This window comes from Cryobacterium glucosi, assembly GCF_004402235.1.
In the GTDB taxonomy this organism is placed as follows: domain Bacteria; phylum Actinomycetota; class Actinomycetes; order Actinomycetales; family Microbacteriaceae; genus Cryobacterium; species Cryobacterium glucosi.
Map to the genome: position 1 here is coordinate 54,884 of NZ_SOFS01000045.1, position 22,457 is coordinate 77,340.

21 protein-coding genes are annotated in these 22,457 nt (G+C 69.3%); 13 read left to right on the forward strand and 8 right to left on the reverse strand.

Annotated features, from left to right (window positions below):
* Window positions 1-107: 107 nt before the first annotated feature.
* The 5 genes from E3O46_RS17580 (at window position 108) to E3O46_RS17600 (ending at window position 6,409) form a co-directional block, all read left to right on the forward strand.
* A complete protein-coding gene (locus E3O46_RS17580) occupies window positions 108-1,037 on the forward strand; it encodes an ABC transporter permease (RefSeq protein WP_134449527.1) in 930 nt (309 codons plus the stop codon).
* Complete coding sequence (locus E3O46_RS17585; RefSeq protein ID WP_134559103.1) at window positions 1,027-1,974, forward strand: ABC transporter permease; 948 nt, start codon at window positions 1,027-1,029, stop codon at window positions 1,972-1,974. Before E3O46_RS17580 ends, E3O46_RS17585 begins: the two co-directional genes overlap by 11 nt.
* Window positions 1,971-3,719 carry a dipeptide ABC transporter ATP-binding protein gene (locus E3O46_RS17590; protein ID WP_134449529.1) on the forward strand — a complete coding sequence of 583 codons (1,749 nt, stop codon included), beginning with the start codon at window positions 1,971-1,973 and terminating at the stop codon, window positions 3,717-3,719. The genes E3O46_RS17585 and E3O46_RS17590 overlap by 4 nt, the downstream gene beginning before the upstream one ends.
* Before the next feature lie 234 nt (window positions 3,720-3,953).
* Window positions 3,954-5,864: a translational GTPase TypA gene (typA, locus tag E3O46_RS17595; protein WP_134449530.1), complete on the forward strand. Its 1,911-nt coding sequence runs from the start codon at window positions 3,954-3,956 to the stop codon at window positions 5,862-5,864.
* 98 nt (window positions 5,865-5,962) lie between these two features.
* On the forward strand, window positions 5,963-6,409 hold the full coding sequence (locus tag E3O46_RS17600) for a hypothetical protein (RefSeq protein ID WP_134449531.1): 447 nt from the start codon (window positions 5,963-5,965) through the stop codon (window positions 6,407-6,409).
* Window positions 6,410-6,446: 37 nt separating this feature from the next.
* On the opposite strand, the gene E3O46_RS17605 is transcribed toward E3O46_RS17600, so the two are convergent.
* From E3O46_RS17605 to efeU (E3O46_RS17635), 6 genes are all read right to left on the reverse strand, one after another.
* Complete coding sequence (locus E3O46_RS17605; protein ID WP_134449532.1) at window positions 6,447-7,472, reverse strand: NADPH:quinone reductase; 1,026 nt, start codon at window positions 7,470-7,472, stop codon at window positions 6,447-6,449.
* A 64-nt stretch (window positions 7,473-7,536) separates the two neighbouring features.
* A complete protein-coding gene (locus E3O46_RS17610) occupies window positions 7,537-8,313 on the reverse strand; it encodes an alpha/beta fold hydrolase (RefSeq protein WP_134562227.1) in 777 nt (258 codons plus the stop codon).
* Between the two features lie 50 nt (window positions 8,314-8,363).
* The gene (gene efeU, locus E3O46_RS17615) at window positions 8,364-9,230 is read right to left on the reverse strand and encodes an iron uptake transporter permease EfeU (RefSeq protein ID WP_134449622.1); all 867 of its coding nucleotides are present in this window, start codon (window positions 9,228-9,230) and stop codon (window positions 8,364-8,366) included.
* Between the two features lie 222 nt (window positions 9,231-9,452).
* Entirely contained in the window at window positions 9,453-10,871 is a 1,419-nt protein-coding gene (gene efeB / locus E3O46_RS17620) for an iron uptake transporter deferrochelatase/peroxidase subunit (RefSeq protein ID WP_134562229.1), read from the reverse strand.
* Window positions 10,871-12,064 (reverse strand): iron uptake system protein EfeO, encoded by a 1,194-nt coding sequence (gene efeO, locus E3O46_RS17625; protein WP_134562231.1) that lies wholly within the window; start codon window positions 12,062-12,064, stop codon window positions 10,871-10,873. The genes efeB and efeO overlap by 1 nt, the downstream gene beginning before the upstream one ends.
* Before the next feature lie 195 nt (window positions 12,065-12,259).
* Window positions 12,260-13,117 carry an iron uptake transporter permease EfeU gene (gene efeU, locus E3O46_RS17635; protein WP_134449536.1) on the reverse strand — a complete coding sequence of 286 codons (858 nt, stop codon included), beginning with the start codon at window positions 13,115-13,117 and terminating at the stop codon, window positions 12,260-12,262.
* A gap of 103 nt (window positions 13,118-13,220) precedes the next feature.
* On the opposite strand from efeU (E3O46_RS17635), the gene E3O46_RS17640 reads away from it, so the two are divergent.
* The 4 genes from E3O46_RS17640 to E3O46_RS17655 all read left to right on the forward strand — a co-directional run bounded on the left by E3O46_RS17640 (window position 13,221) and on the right by E3O46_RS17655 (window position 17,411).
* Window positions 13,221-14,369: a PIG-L deacetylase family protein gene (locus E3O46_RS17640; protein ID WP_134562235.1), complete on the forward strand. Its 1,149-nt coding sequence runs from the start codon at window positions 13,221-13,223 to the stop codon at window positions 14,367-14,369.
* Window positions 14,370-14,452: 83 nt separating this feature from the next.
* Window positions 14,453-14,770, forward strand: a complete 318-nt coding sequence (gene fdxA, locus E3O46_RS17645; protein WP_104099174.1) for a ferredoxin — start codon at window positions 14,453-14,455, stop codon at window positions 14,768-14,770.
* Window positions 14,771-14,776: 6 nt separating this feature from the next.
* Window positions 14,777-15,883: a succinyldiaminopimelate transaminase gene (gene dapC, locus E3O46_RS17650; RefSeq protein WP_277612987.1), complete on the forward strand. Its 1,107-nt coding sequence runs from the start codon at window positions 14,777-14,779 to the stop codon at window positions 15,881-15,883.
* A gap of 217 nt (window positions 15,884-16,100) precedes the next feature.
* The gene (locus E3O46_RS17655; protein ID WP_198413359.1) at window positions 16,101-17,411 is read left to right on the forward strand and encodes a citrate synthase; all 1,311 of its coding nucleotides are present in this window, start codon (window positions 16,101-16,103) and stop codon (window positions 17,409-17,411) included.
* Between the two features lie 72 nt (window positions 17,412-17,483).
* Here E3O46_RS17655 and dapD read toward each other — a convergent pair whose 3' ends face one another.
* Window positions 17,484-18,464 carry a 2,3,4,5-tetrahydropyridine-2,6-dicarboxylate N-succinyltransferase gene (dapD, locus tag E3O46_RS17660; protein ID WP_134559112.1) on the reverse strand — a complete coding sequence of 327 codons (981 nt, stop codon included), beginning with the start codon at window positions 18,462-18,464 and terminating at the stop codon, window positions 17,484-17,486.
* A 74-nt stretch (window positions 18,465-18,538) separates the two neighbouring features.
* Between dapD and dapE the strand changes: the two genes are divergently transcribed.
* The 3 genes from dapE to E3O46_RS17675 all read left to right on the forward strand — a co-directional run bounded on the left by dapE (window position 18,539) and on the right by E3O46_RS17675 (window position 21,245).
* Window positions 18,539-19,666: a succinyl-diaminopimelate desuccinylase gene (gene dapE, locus E3O46_RS17665; RefSeq protein ID WP_134559145.1), complete on the forward strand. Its 1,128-nt coding sequence runs from the start codon at window positions 18,539-18,541 to the stop codon at window positions 19,664-19,666.
* A 107-nt stretch (window positions 19,667-19,773) separates the two neighbouring features.
* Window positions 19,774-20,964 carry a hypothetical protein gene (locus tag E3O46_RS17670; RefSeq protein WP_134449539.1) on the forward strand — a complete coding sequence of 397 codons (1,191 nt, stop codon included), beginning with the start codon at window positions 19,774-19,776 and terminating at the stop codon, window positions 20,962-20,964.
* Between the two features lie 104 nt (window positions 20,965-21,068).
* Window positions 21,069-21,245, forward strand: a complete 177-nt coding sequence (locus tag E3O46_RS17675; RefSeq protein WP_134449540.1) for a DUF3117 domain-containing protein — start codon at window positions 21,069-21,071, stop codon at window positions 21,243-21,245.
* Window positions 21,246-21,338: 93 nt separating this feature from the next.
* Here the strand turns inward: E3O46_RS17675 and E3O46_RS17680 are convergent, their stop codons facing one another.
* Entirely contained in the window at window positions 21,339-21,971 is a 633-nt protein-coding gene (locus E3O46_RS17680) for an O-methyltransferase (RefSeq protein WP_134449541.1), read from the reverse strand.
* Window positions 21,972-22,056: 85 nt separating this feature from the next.
* On the opposite strand from E3O46_RS17680, the gene E3O46_RS17685 reads away from it, so the two are divergent.
* A complete protein-coding gene (locus tag E3O46_RS17685; RefSeq protein ID WP_134449542.1) occupies window positions 22,057-22,446 on the forward strand; it encodes a twin-arginine translocase TatA/TatE family subunit in 390 nt (129 codons plus the stop codon).
* Window positions 22,447-22,457 lie beyond the last annotated feature (11 nt).

Here is a 22,457-nt window from a genome sequence, read left to right on the forward strand (position 1 = left end):
CAGTTTCATGCGTAGCGATGCCCGGGGCACTCAGTCCCGGGCATCGCTCGCTAGACTCGACCAGTGATTGTGATCCTTATGTCCGTTCGTTCCAGCGCGGGAACCTGATGCTCTGGTACACCGGCAAACGCCTGCTCCAGATGATCCCGGTATTCTTCGGCGCCACCTTCCTCATCTACTTCATGGTGTTCTCCCTCCCCGGAGACCCCATCGCTGCACTCTTCGGTGACCGGCAACCGGCACCCGGCGTGATCGAACAGCTCCGCATCCAGTACCACCTGGACCAGCCGTTCATCGTGCAGTACCTCATCTACATCGGCGGGTTCTTCCACGGAGACCTCGGCACCACGTACTCCGGTCGTGCCGTTTCCGACGTGATGGCCGCCGCCTTCCCGATCACCGCCCGGCTCGCGCTCCTCGCGCTGTTCTTCGAGTCCGTCGCCGGTATCCTCGTCGGCCTCGTCGCGGGACTCCGCAAGGGCAAGCTCTTCGACGCGAGCGCCCTCGTGGTCAGCCTGCTGTTGATCAGCGTGCCGACGTTCGTGATCGGCTTCATCCTGCAGTACGTGTTCGCGGTCAAGCTCGGCTGGGCCCGCACGACGGTCAGCAGCGAGGCGCCGCTCTCCGAGCTGGTCCTGCCGGCCATCGTGCTCGCATCCGTCTCGTTCGCGTACATCGTGCGGCTCACCCGGGCCAGCGTCTCAGAGAACCTCGGTGCTGACTTCGTGCGCACCGCGACGGCGAAGGGGCTGTCGCGACGCCGCGTCGTCACCGTGCACGTGCTGCGGAACTCGCTTGTCCCGGTCGTCACCTTCCTCGGCGTCGACCTCGGCTCCCTGATGGTCGGCGCGATCGTGACAGAGGGCATCTTCAACATCAACGGTGTCGGCGGCACCGTCTACAAGGCGATCAAACTCGGCGAGGGACCGACCGTGGTGTCGTTCATCGCCGTCATGGTCGTGATCTTCGTGCTGGCGAACCTGCTCGTCGACCTGCTGTACGCAGCCCTGGACCCGAGGATTCGTTATGCCAAGTAACCGGAACACGCAGCCGCACTTCGTCGCGGCTCTCGACGACACCCCCGTCGCGGCGGTCGACCGCCTGGACGAGACCGAGAAGGCCCGCAGCACGTGGGCGGATGCCTGGGAGTCGCTGCGCGGCAAGCCCAGCTTCTGGATCTCCTCCGTCCTCATCCTGCTGATCGTGATCGTGGCGCTCTTCCCCGGCATCTTCACGCAGGTGCCGCCGGACCAGAACTGCCTGCTCGCCAACAGCAACAAGGGCCCGGAAGAGGGACACCTGCTCGGCTTCACCCGCCAGGGCTGTGACGTGTACTCACGGATGATCCACGGCACCCAGGCCTCCGTCACCGTGGGCTTGCTCGCAACCGTCATCGTCACGCTCTTCGGCGTGGTCGTGGGAGCCCTCGCGGGCTACTACGGCGGCGTCTTCGACGCGATCGTCTCCCGGATCGGCGACATCTTCTTCGCCGTCCCGACCGTCCTCGGTGCCATCGTCCTGATGTCGGTCCTCCCGGACCGCACCCCGGTCACGATCGCCCTGGTGCTGTCGATCTTCGCGTGGCCCCAGATCGCGCGGATCATGCGCGGTTCCGTGCTCTCGGCCCGGAATTCCGACTACGTCACGGCGTCCATCGCCCTCGGCGTCTCGAAGTTCCGGATCCTCGTCCGTCACGTCGTTCCCAACGCGATCGCCCCCGTGATCGTGATCGCGACGGTCTCCCTCGGCACGTTCATCGTCGCCGAGGCGACGCTGTCCTTCCTCGGCATCGGCCTGCCCCCGCAGATCATGTCCTGGGGCAATGACATCAACTCGGCCCAGACCTCGATCCGGACCAACCCGCAGGTGCTGATCTACCCGGCCATCGCCCTGTCCATGACCGTGCTCGCCTTCCTGATGCTCGGCGACGCCGTGCGCGACGCACTCGACCCCGAATCGAGGGCACGCCGATGAGCCAGACCGTGATCGAACCAGTGACCACCGCCGTACGCGACGAGAATTCCCCGCTCCTCGAGATCCGCGACCTCGAGGTCGGCTTCCAGACCCAGCACGGAGTCGTTCCCGCCGTTCGCGGCGTCAACCTCACCCTGTACCCGGGCCAGACCCTCGCGATCGTGGGCGAGTCCGGTTCGGGCAAGACCACGACGGCGCAGGCGATCATCAACCTGCTCGCCAACACCGGCAAGGTGACCGCCGGCCAGATCCTGTTCGAGGGCCGCGACCTCACCACCCTCAAGGCCAAGGAGATGCAGGACGTCCGCGGGCGCCTGATCGGGTACGTCCCCCAGGACCCGATGTCGAACCTCAATCCCGTCTGGAACATCGGCTTCCAGGTCGAGGAGGCGATCCGTGCCAACGGGGTCGCCCAGGGCAAGGCCGCGAAGCTCCGCACGATCGAGGTCCTCAAGGAGGCCGGGCTCAGCGACGCAGAGGACCGGCTCAAGCAGTATCCGCACCAGTTCTCCGGCGGCATGCGGCAGCGCGTGCTGATCGGGATCGGCCTCTCGGCCCGTCCGAAGCTGCTGATCGCCGACGAGCCGACGTCCGCGCTCGACGTGACCGTCCAGCGCCAGATTCTCGACCACCTCGCCACCCTGACGCGTGACTACGGCACGTCCGTGCTGTTCATCACCCACGACCTCGGCCTCGCCGCCGAGCGTGCGGAACAGCTTGTGGTGATGTACAAGGGCAAGGTCGTCGAATCCGGGCCCTCGCAGGAGATCCTGGCCAACCCGCAGCATCCCTACACGCAGCGTCTCGTCGCGGCGGCTCCGAGCCTCGCATCGCGTCGGATCCAGTCGGCCAAGCATCCCGTCGTCGCCGCTCCCGCCACGTCCGTGGCAGGGGCGAACGACGATGTCCTGATCAAGCGCGCCAGGGAGCGGGAAGATGCCGCCCCGACCAAGGACCTCATCTCGGTCGAGGGCATCTCCAAGATGTACCGGATCCGCACCAAGGGCCTGAAGTACAACGACCTGCTCGCGGTCAACGACGTGTCCTTCGGCATTCAGAAGGGCACCACGACCGCTCTCGTCGGCGAGTCCGGCTCCGGCAAGTCCACCGTCGCCAAGCTCATCCTGCAGCTCGAGACCATCACGAGCGGCCGGATCGAGTTCGACGGCCAGGACGTCGCCGGCCTCAAGGGCGCGGACCTGCTCAAGTTCCGGCGCCGGGTGCAACCGGTCTTCCAGGACCCGTACGGCTCCCTCGACCCGCAGTACAACGTCGGCAACACGATCGCAGAGCCGTTGCTCGCGCACAAGGTCGGCACGGCGAAGGAACGACAGGAACGGGTGCGCGAGCTCCTCGACCAGGTCTCCCTGCCCTGGGCCTCCCGGCACCGCTACCCGAGCGAACTCTCGGGCGGCCAGCGGCAGCGCATCGCGATCGCAAGGGCGCTCGCGCTCAAGCCCGACGTGCTCGTGCTCGACGAGGCGGTCTCCGCCCTCGACGTACTCGTGCAGGGCCAGGTGCTCAACCTCCTGACCGAGCTGCAGACGGAACTCGACCTGACCTACCTGTTCATCACCCACGACCTCGCCGTGGTCCGCCTCGTCGCGGACAACGTCTGCGTCATGCAGCAGGGCCGGATCGTCGAGGCCGCAACGACGGACGAGGTCTTCGACAATCCCCGCCAGACCTACACGCAGGAGCTGCTCGCCGCGATCCCTGGCGGCAACTTCGAGTTCGGGCGCTAGACCGGACCGGCCGGCTTCAGCGCCGGGAAACGGGGCGGGGACTGCGGTCCCCGCCCCGTTCGTCGTCCAAGCGGATGCCCGGAACACCCCGGAGACGCGGCCGCAACGGGGCTCCCAGCCTCCCGGCAGGGAGAGTGCGGTAGGATTATCCGTTGGGTCGGACCTTGACCACATACATCCATTCTTCGCCGCATCCGTTTGTCCGCGGCATCATTCTTCGTAAGGATTCACTTCATGGCGATTGCCACGCGCAATAACCTCCGAAATGTCGCAATCGTCGCCCACGTCGACCACGGCAAGACCACGCTGGTTGACGCGATGCTCCAGCAGACCAACTCGTTCTCGGACCACTCGCACGTGGACGAGCGCGCGATGGACTCGAACGAGCTCGAGCGCGAAAAGGGCATCACCATCCTCGCCAAGAACACGGCGATCTCGTACAAGGGCATCCACGCCACCGACGGCCCCATCACGATCAACGTGATCGACACCCCCGGCCACGCCGACTTCGGTGGCGAGGTCGAGCGCGGCCTGTCCATGGTCGATGGTGTCGTTCTCCTCGTCGACGCGAGCGAGGGCCCGCTGCCGCAGACCCGCTTCGTGCTGCGCAAGGCGCTCGAGGCCCACCTGCCCGTGATCCTCCTGGTCAACAAGACCGACCGCCCGGACGCGCGCATCGAAGAGGTCGTCGCGGAGAGCCAGGACCTGCTCATCGGCCTCGCGAGCGACATGGCCGACACGCACCCCGACCTCGACCTCGACGCCATTCTCGACGTCCCCGTCGTCTACGCGTCCGGCCGTAACGGCGCCGCGAGCCGCAACCAGCCCGAGAACGGCCAGCTGCCCGACAACGCCGACCTCGAGCCGCTCTTCGAAGCGATCCTCGAGCACATCCCGGCCCCCGTCTACGACGACGAGCACCCGCTGCAGGCCCACGTCACCAACCTCGACGCCTCGCCGTTCCTCGGCCGCCTCGCGCTGCTCCGCGTCTTCCACGGCACGATCCGCAAGGGCCAGACCGTCGCCTGGATCAAGCACGACGGTTCGGTGCACAACGTGCGCGTCACCGAGCTCCTGATCACCAAGGCTCTCGACCGCTACCCGACCGAGAGCGCGGGCCCCGGCGACATCGTCGCCGTCGCCGGCTTCGAGGACATCACCATCGGTGAGACCCTCGCGGACCCCGACGACCCCCGCGCGCTGCCGACCATCACGGTCGACGAGCCCGCCATCTCGATGACGATCGGCACCAACACCTCGCCCATCATGGGCAAGGTCAAGGGCCACAAGCTCACCGCCCGCATGGTCAAGGACCGTCTCGACCGCGAACTTGTCGGTAACGTCTCCCTGAAGGTCGTCGACATCGGACGCCCGGACGCCTGGGAGGTCCAGGGCCGTGGCGAACTCGCCCTCGCCATCCTCGTCGAGCAGATGCGCCGCGAAGGCTTCGAGCTCACCGTCGGCAAGCCGCAGGTCGTCGTGCACCGCGTCGACGGCAAGATCCACGAGCCGTACGAACACCTCACCATCGACTCGCCCGAAGAGTACCTCGGCGCGATCACCCAGCTCCTCGCCGCGCGCAAGGGCCGCATGGAGAACATGGCGAACCACGGCACCGGCTGGGTCCGGATGGAATTCATCGTTCCGTCCCGCGGCCTGATCGGCTTCCGCACCCAGTTCCTGACCGACACCCGCGGTACCGGTATCGCCAACGCGATCTTCCACGGCTACGAGGCCTGGGCCGGCCCGATCATCACCCGCAACAACGGCTCGATCGTCGCCGACCGCAACGGCGTCGTGACGCCGTTCGCGATCATCGCCCTGCAGGAGCGGATGTCCTTCTTCGTCAACCCGACCGAAGAGGTCTACGAAGGCATGGTCATCGGCGAGAACTCGCGCGCCGACGACATGGACGTCAACATCACCAAGGAAAAGAAACTGACCAACATGCGTCAGTCCACCTCCGACACCTTCGAGTCGATGACGCCGTCGCGTCAGCTGACGCTCGAGGAGTGCCTCGAATTCGCCCGTGAAGACGAGTGTGTCGAGGTGACCCCCGCGATCGTGCGTATCCGCAAGGTCGAGCTCGCGGCATCCGCTCGCGCACGCAACGTCTCGCGCATCAAGAAGCAGGACGCGAACTAGTCCCACCTTGTCGGCGGCGCCGGCGGTTACGCTCTGGTAGACCAGAGCGGCACCGCCGGCGCCGTTTGTTTTGCCCCACGACTGAGGAAGAGAAGAAGATGACGACACCCCTCCTGCACGCCCGCGTCCTGGCGACGATCGCGCTTGCCCTGGTCGGCGGCACGCTGCTGACCGGATGCAGCGCCGACGCCGCGCAGAAGGCCGTGAACGGGGCCGTGCAGGGTGCGACAAACGGAGACGTGAGCCTGGGCGGCGCGCTCCCGGCCGGCTGGCCGTCCGAGGTGCCCATCGTCGACGGCGAAATCCTGTTCGCGTCGGCCCAGAAGGGTGACAAGCCCGGCTGGACCGTGACCGTCAAGGCAACCGCCGCCGATCCCGTAGCCGAGGCCACCCGGACCCTGACGGCCGCCGGTTTCGTGGCCGGGAGCGACGTCTCGGCGACGGTGGGCTCCGCAGGTCTCGTCTCGATGAAGAACGACCACTACGCGGTGCTCGTCGCTGGAAACACGGACGGCCTGCTCTATACGGTCACGCCGGTCTCCTGACCGCCGGGCCCCGAACGGCGCCTGCCCGCCGAATTCCTCAGGGGGCGACGTCGATGAGGACCTTGCCAACCAGGCCGGCCTCGACGGCGGCGTGCGCGCCCGCGGTGCTCTCGAGGGGGAAGCGGTGCAGGGGCAGGCCGGCTTCGGCACCGACGTGGAGGGCGCCGTCACCGATGGCCGAACCGATGTCGGCGGCTGCGGCGTCGAGGAGGTCCTGGCCGAGCGTGTAGAGCAACTGGAACTGGTAGCGCACGTTGAGGGTCATCTGGGAACGGATGTCGAGCGCGAGCGGCTTTCCCGTCGTCGCGTACACCGCGATCGAGCCGCGGGTGCGGATCACGGCCGTGTTGAGGACCGCATTCTGCGCGGGAGCGACTTCGACGACAAGGTCGACGCCTTCGGGCGCCAGCGCCCGGATGGCGCGGGCGGCATCCGCCTCGCGGTAGTTCACGACGTGGTGCGCGCCGGCGGCGGATGCGAGTGCGCCCTTCTCCGCGCTGCTCACCGTCGTGATGACGGTCGCCCCTGCCCAGCGGGCCAGCTCGATGGCCGCGTGGCCGACCGCGCCTGCGCCACCGGCGACGAGCACAGTCCGTCCGGTGAGTGCACCGGGGGAGAGGCGCCGGGGTCCGTCTTCGGCGACGGTGAGCGCGCGGTGCGCTGTCATGGCCGGAACGCCGAGGGTCGCGCCGAGGTCGAAGCTCGCCGAGTCCGGCAGCGGGTACACCCGTTCGGCCGGGAGCACGGTGAAGTCCTGGGCGGTGCCGCCGGAGGCGAGTCCGTACGCGGCGATGGCCGTCCAGACCCGGTCGCCGACGTCCAGGCGCTCGACGCCCGCGCCGACGGCGTCGACGATGCCGGCGCCGTCCTGGTTCGGCACGACCTCGGGGAACAAGAGCGCTTCGCCGGGCCGGCTGCCCGCGCGCGACTTCCAGTCGGTGGGGTTCACGCCCGAGACGAGGATGCGCACCCGTACCTCGCCGGGTCCGGGTTGCGGAAGATCGCGTTCGACGAGACGGAGGACGTCGGGGGTGCCGGTTTCGCTGTAGACGATTGCTCTCATGCAGGTTCCAACGCCCCGGCGGCGGAAAAGGTTCCCGCGGCGGCACGGAATCGGCGGAACGAGGTCAGCGGCCCAGGAAGAAGTCGGCGAGCAGCGGGGCCAGCACGGCCTGGTCGACGTCGTGACCCTGGCCGGGCACGGTCAGCACCGTACCGTCGGCGACGCAGGACGCCACGGCCACGGCTGCACGGGCTGCCCAGGCCGGGCTCCTGCCACCGGCGAGTGCCAGCGTGGGTGCCGTGATCGCGGTCAGGCGTTCACGAGGGGGCAGGCCGTCGCCCGTCAGGGCGAGTTCGTGCGGCAGGGTGGGGGCGAGGTGGACGAGTCCAGGCCAGAACAGTGCGGACGTGATGGAGCGCACGGCCGCGTCGTCCATTCCGGTGATGCGGAGGAAGAGCGCCGCTGCGGCAGCGGGGTCTCCGGCGTCGAGGGCGGCCTGGAGGCCGAGGTCGTCCGCCGGGGCCGGGTGCTCCGGATCGGCGGTGTATGGCGGCTCGTAGACTGCGAGCCGGGTGATGTGCACGCCGGCGGCGGCGGCCTCGATCGCCAGGATCGCTCCGGAGGAATGGCCGTACACGCCGGCTGCGCCTCCGGCCACGGCGACGAGGGCGGCCAGGTCCTCGATTTCGCGTTCGACCGCGTACGGCCCGGATTCCGGGCTCTCGCCCTTGCCGCGCCGGTCGAAGGTGTACGCCGTGACGTGCTCGGCGAGCAGGGTCACGAGCGGATACGGGGAGGACCGGGTGTTGAAGGCACCGCCGACGACGATGACCGGGTCCCCGGAACCGAGGCTGTCGTACGCGATCCGAGTGCCATCGGCCGACCGGACGAATTCGGGCATCTGTGGTCTCCTTTGGCGACGGTGCGGCGGGTTCAGCGCGTTCAGCGGGCTCAGCGGGCGGTGGCGGCCATCTTCACGGCATCGACGCGGGGGGCGACGACCGGACGCCCGGCCCGGTTGCGGGCGCTCGACACGAGGAAGATCGTGAGCACCGTTCCGGTGTATGCGAGCCAGACCAGCAGCGAGAGCCAGGTGGTCTCCGGCGAGAAGTTCAGAGTGCCCTTCAGCAGCGTGCCGTACCAGCTCTCCGGCGGGATGGCGGCGCTCACGTCGAAGGCGAGGTTGTGCTCGCCGGGGAGGATCCCGGACTCCTGCAGGTCGTGCACACCGTAGGAGAGTACCCCGGCCGCGACGACGATCAGGATCGCCCCGCTCCAGGTGAAGAACCGCGCGAGGTTGATCTTGAGCATGCCGAAGTAGATGAGCGCTCCGAGGCCGACCGCGCTGAGGATGCCGAGCGCGGCCCCGATGAGCGGCAGCGTGGTCTCGCCGGTCGACTGCACGGCGGCCCAGATGAACAGGGCCGTTTCGATGCCCTCCCGCCCGACGGCGAGGAAGGCGATCAGAACGAGGCCGACGCCGGTGCCGACGAGGGAGCGGTCGATCGTGCCGCGGAGGTGGCCGCTCAGGTCGCGGGCCGTGCGCAGCATCCAGAACACCATCCAGGTGACCAGGCCGGTCGCGGCGATGGAGAGCGTGCCGGCGATGGCCGGTTCGGCCGATTCCGGAAGGCTCGCGGTGCCGAAGGTGAGCACGGCGCCGATCGTGAGGGCGAGGAGCACGGCGAGGCCGACGCCCGTCCAGAGACGGCCGAGCAGGTCGCGGCGGGCGATCTTCACGAGGTAGGCGACGAGAATGGTGACGATGAGGGCACCTTCGAGCCCCTCTCGGAGTCCGATCAGGTAGTTGGCGAGCACGGCACTCCGGTTCTGGTCTGGATACTGATGCAGCATCACGATAGCACGGGGATGGTTAGCCTACCCTTACCGATCGCTCCACGATCCTGAGAATCCGCGAGGGTTGCTCCGAGACCCCCGGACGGTCCGCGAGAGCGCACTTGTGGCCCTTCTCACCGCGTTTTCAGGGCCACAAGTGCGCTCTCGCGGCAGGAAGGGCGGGCGGATGCGCCGCGGCGGCGGTCAGGCGAAGAGGGCGGCGCCGAGGTAGCTGCCGCGGGCGGCGCCGGGCGGGACGGCGAAAAGGGCTGAACCGACGTGCCGGACGTACTCGTTCATGGCGTCGTGCCGCGCGAGGGCGAGCTGCACGGTCGTGAACTGCGAGGGGCGGCGCTGGTAGCTGATGAAGAACAGCCCGGCCTCGAGCCGGCCGAGGTCGTCGTTGCCGTCCACGAAGTTGTAACCGCGCCGCAGCATCTGCACCCCCTTGTTCTGGGCGGGGTGGGCGAGGCGCACGTGTGAGGCCGGGTCGATCAGCGGGGCGCCGTCCTTGCCGGTGCCGGCGAAGTCGGGCTCGGTGAATTCGGTGCCGCCGGAGAGCGGGGCGCCTTCGCCCTTGGTGCGGCCGAACACGGTTTCCTGTTCGCGCAGTGCGGTGCGGTCCCAGGTCTCGATCGTCATCCGGATCCGCCGGGCGACGAGGTAGGAGCCCCCGGTGAGCCACGCGGGGCCGTCGCCCGAGCCGACCCAGACCTGGTCGTCGACGACGGCCGGCTGTTCGGCCTTGATGTTGGCGGTGCCGTCCTTGAACCCGAAGAGGTTGCGCGGGGTGGCCTGGCTCGTGCTCGTCGACGAGGTGCGACCGAAGCCGAGCTGCGACCAGCGGATCGCCGCGCGACCGAAGGCGATCCTGGACAGGTTGCGGATCGCGTGCACCGCGACCTGCGGGTCGTCGGCGCAGGCCTGGACGCAGAGGTCGCCGCCGCTGCGCGCGGCATCGAGCTGGTCTCCTGGAAAGTGCGGCAGGTCGACGAGGGCGTCCGGGCGAGCGGATGCGAGGCCGAACCTGTCCTCGCCTGCGCTCGTCGCAAAGAGCGTCGGGCCGAAGCCGACCGTGATCGTCAGGCCGGCCGGAGGCAGCCCGAACGCCTCGCCGGTGTCCTCTGGCGGGGCATCGTACGGCCCGTCGACGGCCCCGTACCGGCCGATGTCGTGACCGGCGGTCAGGGCGGCGGCCGCGGTCGTCCAGTCCTGCAGCAGGGAGACCAGGTCGGCGCGGCTGGCTCCTGGGGTCAGATCGAACGCCGCGAAGTGCAGCCGGTCCTGGGCGGGCGTCACGATGCCGGCCTGGTGATCCTGGTAGAACGGGTAGACGGTGCTTCCCGCTGCCGGGGCGCCCGCCGCTGCGAGGGCCTGGACCCCGCGGTCAGCGGCGATACCGATGCCGAGGCCCGCGACGCCTGCCCCGGCGAGGCCGAGGAGGCCGCGCCGGGAGATGCCGCGCGGGGCTTTCGCTGGCGCCCCGACGGCGGGCGCCGTCCCCGACGCGCTCGCGCCGGCATCCGCCTGGTCGTCCCCTTCCTCCCGCGAGAGCGGAGTTTCGGCCCCTTCGGCGCGCGGGAAGGGGCCATTTTTCCGCTCTCGCGAATCGCCGCCCTTCATCACAGGACGAGAGCCGCGGTGAGCCGGCCGAGGGGTTCGGCGAGGGCGTTGACCTGGTCGGCGAGGCCCTTGACGGTGCCGGTGGACAGGTCGGTGTACAGGACGAAGCCGTCGCCGACTCGCTGGGCGTCGAGGAGGCTCTGCAGGGCGGTGAAGCGGGTGTCGAGGGTCGCGGCGAGGGCGGCATCCTTCTGCACGAGGACGTCCCGCACCCCGGCGTAGAGCACCCGGGCGCCGTCGACGTTGGCCTGGAAGTCCCAGAGGTCGGTGTGTGACCAGACCTCCTCCTCGCCGGTGACCTTGCCGCTCGCGACCTCGTCGAGGAGACCGATCGCGCCGTTGGTCTGCTGGGAAAGAGTGAACGTGAGCGGCTGCACCTTCTCGTTCAGGGTCGCCGTGTCCGTGACGAGCAGCCCGGCAAGGCGAGCGCGCTCGGCGGCCGGGTATGCGGCGAAGCCAGCTTCGGCCTCGGTCGGCCAGAGGTCCTTCTCGATGGCGTGCCAGCCGGTCCAGTCCTGGCCCTCTTCGAGGTCGGCCTCGCGGAGGTCGAGCTTCGGATCCAGGTCGCCGAAGGATTCCGCGACGGTCTCGACCCGCTCCCAGTGCGCGCGGGTGGCCGCGTAGAGTCCGCGGGCGGTGTCGTCGTCGCCGGCGGTGTATGCGGCGGCGAACGCGGCGGTCCCGGTGACGAGCTGGCCGATCTGGTCTTTCACGTAGGACGCATAGTTGGCGTTCGCGGTGTCGATGCGCGCGCTGAGTTCGGCGTCGCCGGGGGCGTTCGTCGCGGCATCCGCAGCGCTCGCCGGAGTCACGGTGAACGGGGCCTGGCCGATGCCCGCACCGGTCATGCCGGGCTTGCACGCCGTGAAGTAGCTGCCGGCGCTCAGGTCGACGACGAGGGTACGGCTGAGGCCGGGGCCGATGTTCTCCGCCTCACCCACGATGCGGAGCTGGTCGTCGCCGAGGAGGTAGAACTCGGTGACCTGGTCTCCGGAGTTCGAGACGGTGAAGGTGACGTTGCCGGCCGGGGCCTCCGCTCCGGACACGGTGCACGCCGTCGCGCTGCTGTCGACGGTCAGGGCGGCGTGCGCGGCGCCGGGCGCCGAGGCGTTCGGGACGCAGCCGGTGAGGGCGAGCAGGGAGACGAGGCCGAGGGTGACGCTCCCGGCGAGGGGGAGGATTCGGGGCTGCATGGAGTCCTTAGGGGTGGTGGGGCGGGAACATGGTCCGCGGCGCGGATGCCGGGCGCGCCCGGTGTGCGACGGGCGGGCGAGGGAGCCCGAACCGATTCGAACCGAGCCGATTCGAACCGAGCCGATTCGAACCGAGCCGATTCGAACCGAGCCGATTCGAACCGAGCCGACGGGAGTTTTCGGGTTGCGGAGCGATCAGGCGCTTGCCAGCACGGTGTCGGGCAGATCCTCCGTCGAGGTGGTTCGGGTGCGGCCGCGGTGGACTGCGCGGGCGAAGAAGGTGAGCGTGGTTCCGACGTAGGCGACCCAGACCAGGAGTTCGAGCCAGGTCGTCGCGGGGGAGAAGTTGAGCGTTCCCTTGAGCAGGGTGCCGTACCAGCTGTCCGGCGGGATGGCGGCGCTCACGTCGAAGGCGATGCTGTGCAGGCCCGGCAGGACGCCGGCCTCCTGCAGGTCGTGCACGCCGTAGGAGAGCACGCCGGCCGCGACGACGATGAGGATGCCGCCGGTCCAGGTGAAGAATTTCGCGAGGTTGATCCGCAGCATCCCCGAGTAGATCAGCCAGCCGAGGCCGGCAGCCGTGACGATGCCGAGGAAGGCGCCGAGGAGCGGCAGGGTGGTCTCCCCGGTCGCCTGCACGGCGGCCCAGAGGAACAGCGCCGTTTCGATGCCCTCCCGGCCGACGGCGATGAAGGCGACGACGACGAGCCCGATGCCGGAGCCGAGCAGGGACTTGTCGATGCTGCCGCGGAGGTGGCTCGAGAGGGTGCGCGCGGTGCGGAGCATCCAGAACACCATCCAGGTCACGAGCCCGGTCGCGGCGATCGAGAGCAGTCCGCCGATCGTCTCCTGGGCCGCGAACGAGAGGCCGTATGTGCCGTAGGTGAGCAGGGCGCCGATGGCGAGCGCGAGGAGCACGGCGAGTCCGACGCCCGCCCAGATTCGCGGCAGAACGTCCTTCCGCCCGATCTTGACGACATAGGCGACGAGGATCGTCACGATGAGTGCGGCTTCGAGGCCCTCACGGAGGCCGATCAGATAGTTTGCGAGCACGGTTTCCTGGTCTTCGGGAGCGGTTGAGTTTGGTAAGGCTATCCTTACTCGAGCGACTCTACCGGCGGTCGGCCGCGAATGTCCAGTTATTATTCTGAGGTGGGTGTCCGCCAATCCGACCCTGGGGAGCTCATCGATGGTCATGTCCGGCAGTGCAGAACGCATCGTCTTCGTGCACGACCGTCCCGGCGACGAGGCCTGGTTCACCGGCGGGACCATTGCCCGCCTGCGCGGCGATGACGCAGGGGTCGTCGTGCTCTTCGGCGCCCGGGCGCCGGGTGACACCGGTGACAGCACCTCGGGGGCGAGCTCCGATGTGCGTGCGGCACTCTCCGCACTCGGCGTCAGCGACTGGCGTGTCCTGCCCCCTTCGACAGACCCCGCCGCGGCCGTGCGCGCCGTGCTCGACGAGGTCCGGGCGACGGCGATCGTGATCGGCGCCCGCAGCGAGCTGCTCCAGGCTGCTGCAGTGGATGCCGCGCACGCCTCCCGGGTGCCGGTCTTCGTGAGTCGCGGGGTCACCGAGGCCATCGGGCAGCGGATCGTCGCGATCGACGTCAGCGACCACATTGAGCAGAAGCTCGCCGCCCTCTCCGCATACCCGGACCGCTGGACCGTTGACGGACGCGTCGTGACGGCCGTCCGTCCCGGGGACCCCGCCGGGTCGGTCACGGGAACCGAAACCTACCTGAGGGCCACACCGCCGCCGGCCGCGCCCGCAGGCCGGGCCGCGGCATCCGCCGTTCAGGCACCGCAGCCCGGAGCGGACCCGGAGGGCGCGGCGAAGCAGCCGTCCCCGGCGGACCCGGCGGACCCGACGGACCCGGCGGACCCGACGGACCCGGCGCCGGCCGGCGCCTTCGCGACCGGAGCGCTGCGCGCCGTCGCGAGCCTCTTCGCTCTCGCCGCCGGCGTGGTCTTCGGGGTGCTCGGCACGGTGGCGCACCAGGCCACACTCGTGCTCGGCCCCGTGACCCTGCCCGTCGGCCTCGTTCTCGCGACACTGGCTGCGAGCGCCCTCCTCGTCGGCCTCCGGCTCGTGCTCGACGACCGGGTGGTCGTGCTCGCGTGCACGATCGGCCTCGTCGGATCGATCTTCCTGTTGTCGCTCAAGAGCACGGGCGGTTCCGTGCTCGTGCCCGCCGGACTGGCCGGCACGCTGTGGACGGTGCTGCCGACCCTCGTCGCCTCGCTCGTGCTGGCCTGGCCGCGGCTCCCGCAGCGAAGGGGCCGGTCGGGCCAGGGCGCCTGAGCCACGACGCCTGAGCCACGACGCCTGACCCGGGGCGCTTGACCTAGACTGGACGTTCAGCTCGTGAAGGGAGCTCCCCGCTCGTGACCTATGTCATTGCCCTGCCGTGTGTCGACGTGAAAGACCGCGCCTGCGTGGACGAATGCCCGGTCGACTGCATTTACGAGGGCGACCGTTCCCTCTACATCCACCCGGACGAATGCGTCGACTGCGGCGCCTGCGAACCGGTCTGCCCCGTTGAGGCCATCTACTACGAGGACGACGTCCCCGAGCAGTGGGCCGAGTACTACAAGGCCAACGTCGAATTCTTCGATGACATCGGGTCTCCCGGCGGCGCCGCGAAGGTCGGCGTGATCCACAAGGACCACCCGATCATCGCCGTCCTGCCCCCGCAGGTCTGACCGGTCGTGCTCAAGCCGCTCCCTGACTACCCGTGGGACCAGATGGCGCCGTTCGCGGCCCAGGCCCGCGCGCACGCCGACGGCATCGTCGACCTGTCGATCGGCTCGCCCGTCGATCCGACCCCGGACGTCGTGCGCACCGCCCTCGTCGCGGCAACGGATGCCCACGCGTACCCGCAGACCGTCGGCACGCCTGAGCTGCAGGCCGCGATCGTCGACTGGTATGCGCGTCGTCGCGGGGTCGCCGGGCTGACGCCGGCCAACGTGCTCCCCACGATCGGTTCCAAGGAACTCGTCGCCCTCCTGCCCTTCATGCTCGGCCTCGGCGAGGGCGACACCGTCGTCCACCCGCTCGCGGCATACCCCACCTATGCGATCGGCGCCGCGATGGCCGGATGCGACGCGTTCGCCTCCGACGACCCGGCCGCGTGGCCGGCAACGACGAAGCTCATCTGGCTGAACAGCCCGGGAAACCCCGATGGCCGCGTGCTGTCGGTGTCCGAGTTGCGTGCCGCCGTCGCGCGCGCACTGGACCTCGGGGCCGTCATCGTGTCCGATGAGTGTTACGCCGAGCTCGGCTGGGCGGGACCCTGGGCGTCCGAGCCGATTCCCAGCATCCTCGACCCGCGCGTGATCGGCACCGACCGGCGCAACGTGCTCGCGATCTACTCCCTCAGCAAGCAGTCCAACATGGCCGGCTACCGCGGCGCCTTCGCGGCCGGCTGCGCCGACGTGCTCGCCCGCGTGCTCACCGTGCGGAAGCACGCCGGCCTGATGCTCCCGCAGCCGCTCCAGGCCGCGATGGTGGCCGCCCTCGGCGACGACTCCCACGTTGCGGCCCAGCGTGAACGGTACCGGGGCAGGCGAGCCGTGCTGCTGCCGGCGATCGAGGCCGCCGGGTACCGGATCGACAGGAGCGAGGCCGGCCTCTACCTGTGGGCGACGAAGGGGGTCGACTGCTGGCAGTCGATCGCCGAACTCGCCGGCCTCGGCATCCTCGCCGGACCGGGATCCTTCTACGGGGACGGGTACCCGCAGCACGTTCGATTCTCGCTCACGGCGACGGATGAGCGCATCCACGCAGCCGCCGCTCGGCTCCGGTCGCTAGAGTAGCAACTGCCCACGGTGTACCCGGAGCGGGTAACATCGACATTCTTGTGGCACTCCTCCGGTGAAACTGCCGAAAGTTTGGCGGATGCAACAGTGGGTGGTGGGGCCGATTAGGCTGTATCCGCTTGGACGTCTCTAGCCACACCGGTGTGCCATGGCGGCCACCCCCAGTCCGTAAGGCAGTGATTCAGTGACACTCAGTGATATTCAGGGAGGCGCCGTGAGCGACGTCGTACAGCGAACACCGTCCATCGACCCCTTGGGGGCGACGCTCGCCTTCCCAGGGGGCATCGCCGAGTTCCCGATCGCCCACGGGACCGAGGGCCCCTCCGGCATCGATATCTCGACACTGACCCGGCAGACCGGGCTCGTCACCCTGGACTCCGGCTTCGTGAACACCGCGGCGACCCGTTCGGCGATCACGTACATCGACGGCGGCAAGGGCATCCTGCGCTACCGCGGCTACCCGATCGAACAGATCGCCCAGAACTCCAACTTCCTCGAGACCGCGTGGCTGCTCATCTACGGCGAACTGCCGAGCGCAGGCGAGCTCGAGGCCTTCGACAAGCGCATCCGCAAGCACACCCTGCTGCACGAGGACATGCGCCGCTTCTTCGACGTGCTGCCGTTCAACGCGCACCCGATGTCCGTGCTCGCCTCCGGCGTGTCCGCGATGGCCGCGTACTACCAGGACTCGCTCGACCCGAACGACCCGGACCAGGTCGAAATCGCCACGATCCACCTGCTCGCCAAGCTTCCGGTCATGGCGGCGTACGCCCACAAGAAGAGCGTCGGGCAGGCCTTCCTCTACCCGGACAACTCCCTCGGCTACGTCGACAACTTCCTCAAGCTCATCTTCGGGACCCTCGCGGAGCCGTACGAAGTCGATCCGGTGGTGAGCAAGGCGCTCGAACGCCTGCTGATGCTGCACGAAGACCACGAGCAGAACGCCTCGACGTCGACCGTGCGCCTCGTCGGCTCCACCGAGGCCAACCTCTTCGCCTCCGTGTCCGCCGGCATCAGCGCTCTCTCCGGTCCGCTGCACGGCGGCGCGAACGAGGCCGTGCTCAAGATGCTCGGCGAGATCAGGGCCTCCGGCGAGAGCGTGGAGAAGTTCGTCGAACGGGTCAAGAACAAGGAGCAGGGCGTGCGCCTGATGGGCTTCGGCCACCGGGTGTACAAGAACTACGACCCGCGCGCGACCCTCGTCAAGGAGAGCGCCGACGAGGTGCTCGCCGCCCTCGGCGTCAAGGACGACCTCCTCGACATCGCCAAGGAGCTCGAGCACATCGCCCTCAACGACGACTACTTCCGCGAGCGCAAGCTCTACCCCAACGTCGACTTCTACACCGGCGTCATCTACAAGGCGATGGGCTTCCCGACGAGCATGTTCACGGTCCTCTTCGCCGTGGGCCGCCTTCCCGGCTGGGTCGCGCACTGGCGCGAGATGAACGCGGACCCGACGACGAAGATCGGCCGCCCACAGCAGTTGTACACGGGCTCCCCGGCCAGGGACTTCCCCCGCCGCTAGCTGCACACCCGCAGAACGACGGATGCCCGGCACGCGATCGCGTGCCGGGCATCCGCTTTCGTCGGACCAGGGTCAGGCGTGCAACTGCTCGTTCAGGACGATGCCGTTCCCGCTGCGGGCGAGAACCTCGACGGCGCCCGACATCGAGTTGCGTCGGAAGAGCAGGTTCGGCACCCCGGACAGCTCGACGGCCTTCATCGTCTGCATGCGGCCGTCCGCGGTGCGCGGCTGGTCGGGCAGGGATACCTTCGTGCCTGCCGTGACGTAGAGGCCGGCCTCGACGACGGAATCGTCGCCGATCGAGATGCCGATGCCGGAGTTCGCGCCGAGCAGGGCGCGTTCACCGATGCGCACGCGCTCGGTGCCGCCGCCGGACAGGGTGCCCATGATCGAGGCGCCGCCGCCGATGTCAGCGCCGTTGCCGACGACGACCCCCTGCGAAATGCGCCCCTCGACCATGGAGACGCCGAGGGTGCCCGCGTTGAAGTTCACGAAGCCCTCGTGCATGACCGTGGTGCCGGGGGAGAGGTAGGCGCCGAGGCGGACCCGCGAGGCGTCCGCGATCCGCACCCGGTCGGGGGTGACGTAGTTCAGCAGCGGCGGGAACTTGTCAACGCCGCTGGCCTGGATGCCCGCGCGCTGCAAGGCCGGGCGCAGCCGGTCGAAGTCGGCGGGCAGCATCGGGCCGGCGTTCGTCCACACCACGACGGGCAGGTGGCCGAAGATGCCCTCGAGGTTGATGCTGTTGGGCCTGACGAGCAGGTGCGAGAGCAGGTGCAGCCGCAGGTAGGCATCCGCAGTGCCGGCCGGCGGCGCGGTGAGGTCGATCTCGATCGTCACGGTCTCGAGGCGCACGGCACGCCGCGGGTCCGCCCCGGCGAGTTCGGTGACCGAGGCGGGCACGATCCACCGGTCGCGGCCGGCGGGCAGCGAGCCGAGCAGGGGAGCGGGGAACCAGGTGTCGAGGACCGTGCCGTCCTCGGCGACGGTGGCCAGGCCGTAGCCCCAGGCGGTGGTGGGGACGGCGGACTGCGGGGACTCTGTCTCGGTCATTCCTCTAGATTAGTAGGGTGCCTTCGACCCCCCAGCCCGTGTCCGTGCCCGCATCCCCGCCGGTGAACCCGTACGTGAACCCCGCACCGGATGCAGCGGGCGCCCGCCGCGCCGGCCAGCTCGACCTCGCCGCGTCCTCCGTTTCGATCACGCAGGCGATCTGCGACATCGAGTCCGTCTCCGGTGATGAGACCCCCCTCGCGGACGCCGTCGAGCAGGCGCTCACCGGATTCGCGCACCTCGAGGTCATCCGCGACGGTGACACGGTCGTCGCGCGCACCCGCCTCGGCCGCGACCGGCGGGTCATCATCGCCGGCCACCTCGACACCGTCCCGGTCAACGACAACCTGCCGACCCGGTTCGAGACCGTCGACGGCGTCGAGCACCTGTGGGGCCGCGGCACGGTGGACATGAAGGCCGGCGTCGCCGTTCAGCTGAAGCTCGCCGCCGAGCTCACAGACCCCGGCCTCGACGTGACCTGGATGTGGTACGACCACGAGGAGGTCTCCGACGAGCTCAACGGCCTCGGCCGGCTCGCCCGGAACCGCCCCGACCTCTTCGAGGGCGACTTCGCCATCCTCGGCGAACCCAGCAACGGCCAGGTCGAGGGCGGCTGCAACGGCAACCTGCGGTTCGAGGTGCGCACCCACGGGCTGCGCGCGCACTCCGCCCGCAGCTGGGTGGGCGAGAACGCCATCCACAAGGCCGCCCCGATCCTCGCCATCCTCGCCGGCTACGAGCCTCGCGCCGTCGAGGTCGAGGGCCTCGTCTACCGGGAGGGCCTGAACGCCGTCGGGATCAGCGGCGGCATCGCCGGCAACGTCATCCCCGACGAGTGCATGGTGCACATCAACTACCGCTTCGCCCCGAGCCGCAGCTCCGCGGAGGCCCTCGAGCACGTGCGCGAACTGTTCGCCGGGTACGAGATCACCGTCGTCGACCGCGCGGAGGGCGCACGCCCGGGACTCGACGCCCCGCTCGCGCAGGAATTCCTCGCCTTCGTCGGAGCCGAAGCCCGGCCCAAGTACGGCTGGACGGACGTCGCCCGGTTCTCCGCCCTCGGCATCCCTGCCGTCAACTACGGGCCCGGCGACCCGCTCAAGGCCCACGCCGACGACGAGCGCGTCGCCGTGCACCAGATCACGGACTGCGAGGTCGCCCTCCGGTCCTGGCTGACCGCCACCCCGGGCCGGAAGCTCTAGCCGTGGCCGCGGAGGCCCCGCCTCGTCCTCCGAGGGGGAGACCGCCGCGCTCGCTGCGCGGGACGTCGCCAACGCCGCGGGTCCCGCCGTCCCAGGCGGCGCAGCGGATGCTGCCGGCCCGCTGGCGGGCCCGCGCCCGGCTGGCCCCGTGGTGGGCCGGTGTCGCCGGCATCTGGGTGCTGTCCCGCGTTGTGACGACCACCCTCGTCCTGATCCTGGCGCGCGTCCAGGGCGCGAACCCGTGGACCGGCGCCAGCCCGGGGTACTTCGACTTCGCCAACATCTGGGACGCCCGCTGGTACAACATCGTCGCCGTGTCCGGCTACCCGGCGGTGCTGCCCGTCACGAGCACCGGCCACATCGGCGAGAACGCGTGGGCGTTCCTGCCCGGTTACCCCGCCGTCGTGCGCGTCCTGATGTTCCTCACAGGGGCGCCGTGGGCGCCGGCCGCCGTGGTCGTCTCGCTCGCCTTCAGCCTCGGGGCCACCCTGGTCTTCTACCGGCTGATGCTGCGCGTCCAGGGCCGCGGCACCGCACTGTTCGCCGTCGTGCTGTTCTGCGTCGCGCCCCTGACCCCGATCCTGCAGTTCGGCTACGCCGAGGCGATGTACCTCTTCTTCCTCACCCTCGCCCTCCTGCTGCTCCTCGAACGGCGCTACGTGCTGCTGTTCCCCGTGGTCGCGGTGATGGCGTTCACCCGGCCGAGCGGCCTCGCCTTCGCCCTCGCACTCGGGTTCCACATCGTGCATCGCTGGCTGACCCGTCGCAGCGACCCGTTCCCAGCGGCAGAACGCCTCACCGCTGCATCCGTCACCGTCTTCAGCGCCCTCAGCGGCTTCGCCTGGCCGCTCATCGCCTGGATCGCGACCGGCTCGGCGACCGCATACACCGACACCGAGCTCGCCTGGCGGTCCTCGTACATCGGTTACCAGGAACTCGTGCCCTTCACAGCCTGGTTCCAGGGCGGGATCTGGTGGCTCGGCACACCGCTCGGCATCGTCGTGGTGCTCGCGCTCGTCGTCGGCTTCGCCGTCCTGCTGTTCACTCCCGCGGTCCGCCGGCTCGGCGTGGACCTGAGATTCTGGCTCGCCGCATACGGGCTCTACCTCTTCGCGGTCTTCTTCCCGCAATCGAGCACCTTCCGGCTGCTGATGCCGATGTTCCCGGTGCTCGGCGCGATCGCGCAGCCGAAACGGCTCTGGTACCGGATCGGGATCGTGGTGCTGTGCGTCCTCGGCCAGTGGGGGTGGCTGCTGATCTGCTGGGGCGTCGACGGTAAGGACTGGACGCCGCCCTAACCGTGCGCGACCGCCTTCGTTACCCGCCCGGACCTCGTGAATTTTCGTCTCGGGCCGCGATGGTCGATAATAGAAGTTCAGACGAATGAGTGGAAGGGGAGTTCATGGCGGCCATGAAGCCACGGACCGGAGACGGGCCAATGGAGGCTGTAAAGGAGGGGCGCCTGATCATTGTGCGTGTTCCGCTCGAGGGCGGAGGACGACTCGTCGTCTCTGTGAACGACGCGGAAGCCAAGGAGCTTCACGATGCACTCGCCGGCGTAGTACGCCCGGTTGCCTAGCGTCGGAGATCACGTCTCCACCTCGTAACCGAGGAGAATTACGGATCGGCCGTGCAGCCCTGCTGCACGGCCGATCTTTTTCGTGCCGTTGCGCTACGCGCGGAGCTTGGTGATCTGCAGCAGGCCGTCGCCGACGGGCGACAGGGCGCTGATCACGGCGGTCGAGCCGCTGATCTCGCTCAGCAGGGTGCGGAAGCCGGTGGCGACCTCGTCGCGCTGCGCCGGGTTCGCGACGCGGCCGCGCCAGAGGGCGTGGGCCACGAGCACGGTTCCGCCCGGCCGGGCCAGCCGCAGCCCGTGCTCGACGTATTCGATGACCGACTGCGGGTCGGCGTCGATGAAGACGATGTCGTACGAGTTCTCGTTCATCCGGGGGAGGACATCCGCTGCCTTGCCCGTGATCAGCCGTACCCGGTTCGCCGGGATCTTCGCCTCCGTGAACAGGGCGCGGGCGTGCTGCTGGTGGTCGACCTCGGTGTCGATCGAGGTGAGGGTCGCCCCTGGCGCCCCGGTCAGGAGCCAGATGCCGGAGACGCCGGCCCCCGTGCCGACCTCGAGGATGCTGCGTGCTCCGGTCGCTGCGGCGATCACGGCCGACTGGGCACCGACCGCCGGGGAGATCGCGTCGATGCCGAGCTCGAGCGACTGCTGGCGCGCCCGGATGACGGCCTCGCTCTCAACGACAGAGTCGTCGGAAAACTTCCAGTTCAAATCTTTGTCAGACACGGTGCAACTCCAGTTTTGTATGGGTCCAGCTTAAGGGGGCTCCCCGCCGGTCGGCGGAGGCCCCGCCGCGCGTTATCCTCAACCTATGCTTGGTTTGACGTTCGAGAAGCTCCTCCTGGTCGGGATCGTCGCCGTCTTCCTGCTCGGACCCGAGAAGCTTCCCCACTACGCGGCCCAGCTCGCCCGGCTCGTCCGGCAGCTCCGGGACCTGGCCAACGGCGCCAAGGAACGCATGCGCGACGAGATGGGCCCCGAATTCGACGACGTCGACTGGAAGAAGCTCGACCCGCGGCAGTACGACCCGCGCCGGATCATCCGTGAGGCCCTCATCGAGGATGAACCGGTCAAGGAGCAGTCCGCCGTCGTGTCCCGGGTGTCGCCGAACCCGAACGGCGCATACCTGTCCAGGAAGCGGGCGAAGGAGAACGCCCTCGCGCCGGCGGAACCCGCTCCGTTCGACTCGGAGGCCACGTAGCAGCACCCGAC

What these genes read in the sequence shown, in the direction of transcription:
- dapD (WP_134559112.1), bottom strand. Translation starts at nt 18,464, where the DNA reads ATGACCGAGACAGAGTCCCCGCAGTCCGCCGTCCCCACCACCGCCTGG.
- E3O46_RS17580 (WP_134449527.1), top strand. Translation starts at nt 108, where the DNA reads ATGCTCTGGTACACCGGCAAACGCCTGCTCCAGATGATCCCGGTATTC.
- E3O46_RS17585 (WP_134559103.1), top strand. Translation starts at nt 1,027, where the DNA reads ATGCCAAGTAACCGGAACACGCAGCCGCACTTCGTCGCGGCTCTCGAC.
- E3O46_RS17590 (WP_134449529.1), top strand. Translation starts at nt 1,971, where the DNA reads ATGAGCCAGACCGTGATCGAACCAGTGACCACCGCCGTACGCGACGAG.
- E3O46_RS17685 (WP_134449542.1), top strand. Translation starts at nt 22,057, where the DNA reads ATGCTTGGTTTGACGTTCGAGAAGCTCCTCCTGGTCGGGATCGTCGCC.
- E3O46_RS17670 (WP_134449539.1), top strand. Translation starts at nt 19,774, where the DNA reads ATGCTGCCGGCCCGCTGGCGGGCCCGCGCCCGGCTGGCCCCGTGGTGG.
- E3O46_RS17600 (WP_134449531.1), top strand. Translation starts at nt 5,963, where the DNA reads ATGACGACACCCCTCCTGCACGCCCGCGTCCTGGCGACGATCGCGCTT.
- typA (WP_134449530.1), top strand. Translation starts at nt 3,954, where the DNA reads ATGGCGATTGCCACGCGCAATAACCTCCGAAATGTCGCAATCGTCGCC.
- E3O46_RS17605 (WP_134449532.1), bottom strand. Translation starts at nt 7,472, where the DNA reads ATGAGAGCAATCGTCTACAGCGAAACCGGCACCCCCGACGTCCTCCGT.
- E3O46_RS17675 (WP_134449540.1), top strand. Translation starts at nt 21,069, where the DNA reads ATGGCGGCCATGAAGCCACGGACCGGAGACGGGCCAATGGAGGCTGTA.
- efeO (WP_134562231.1), bottom strand. Translation starts at nt 12,064, where the DNA reads ATGCAGCCCCGAATCCTCCCCCTCGCCGGGAGCGTCACCCTCGGCCTC.
- E3O46_RS17610 (WP_134562227.1), bottom strand. Translation starts at nt 8,313, where the DNA reads ATGCCCGAATTCGTCCGGTCGGCCGATGGCACTCGGATCGCGTACGAC.
- efeB (WP_134562229.1), bottom strand. Translation starts at nt 10,871, where the DNA reads ATGAAGGGCGGCGATTCGCGAGAGCGGAAAAATGGCCCCTTCCCGCGC.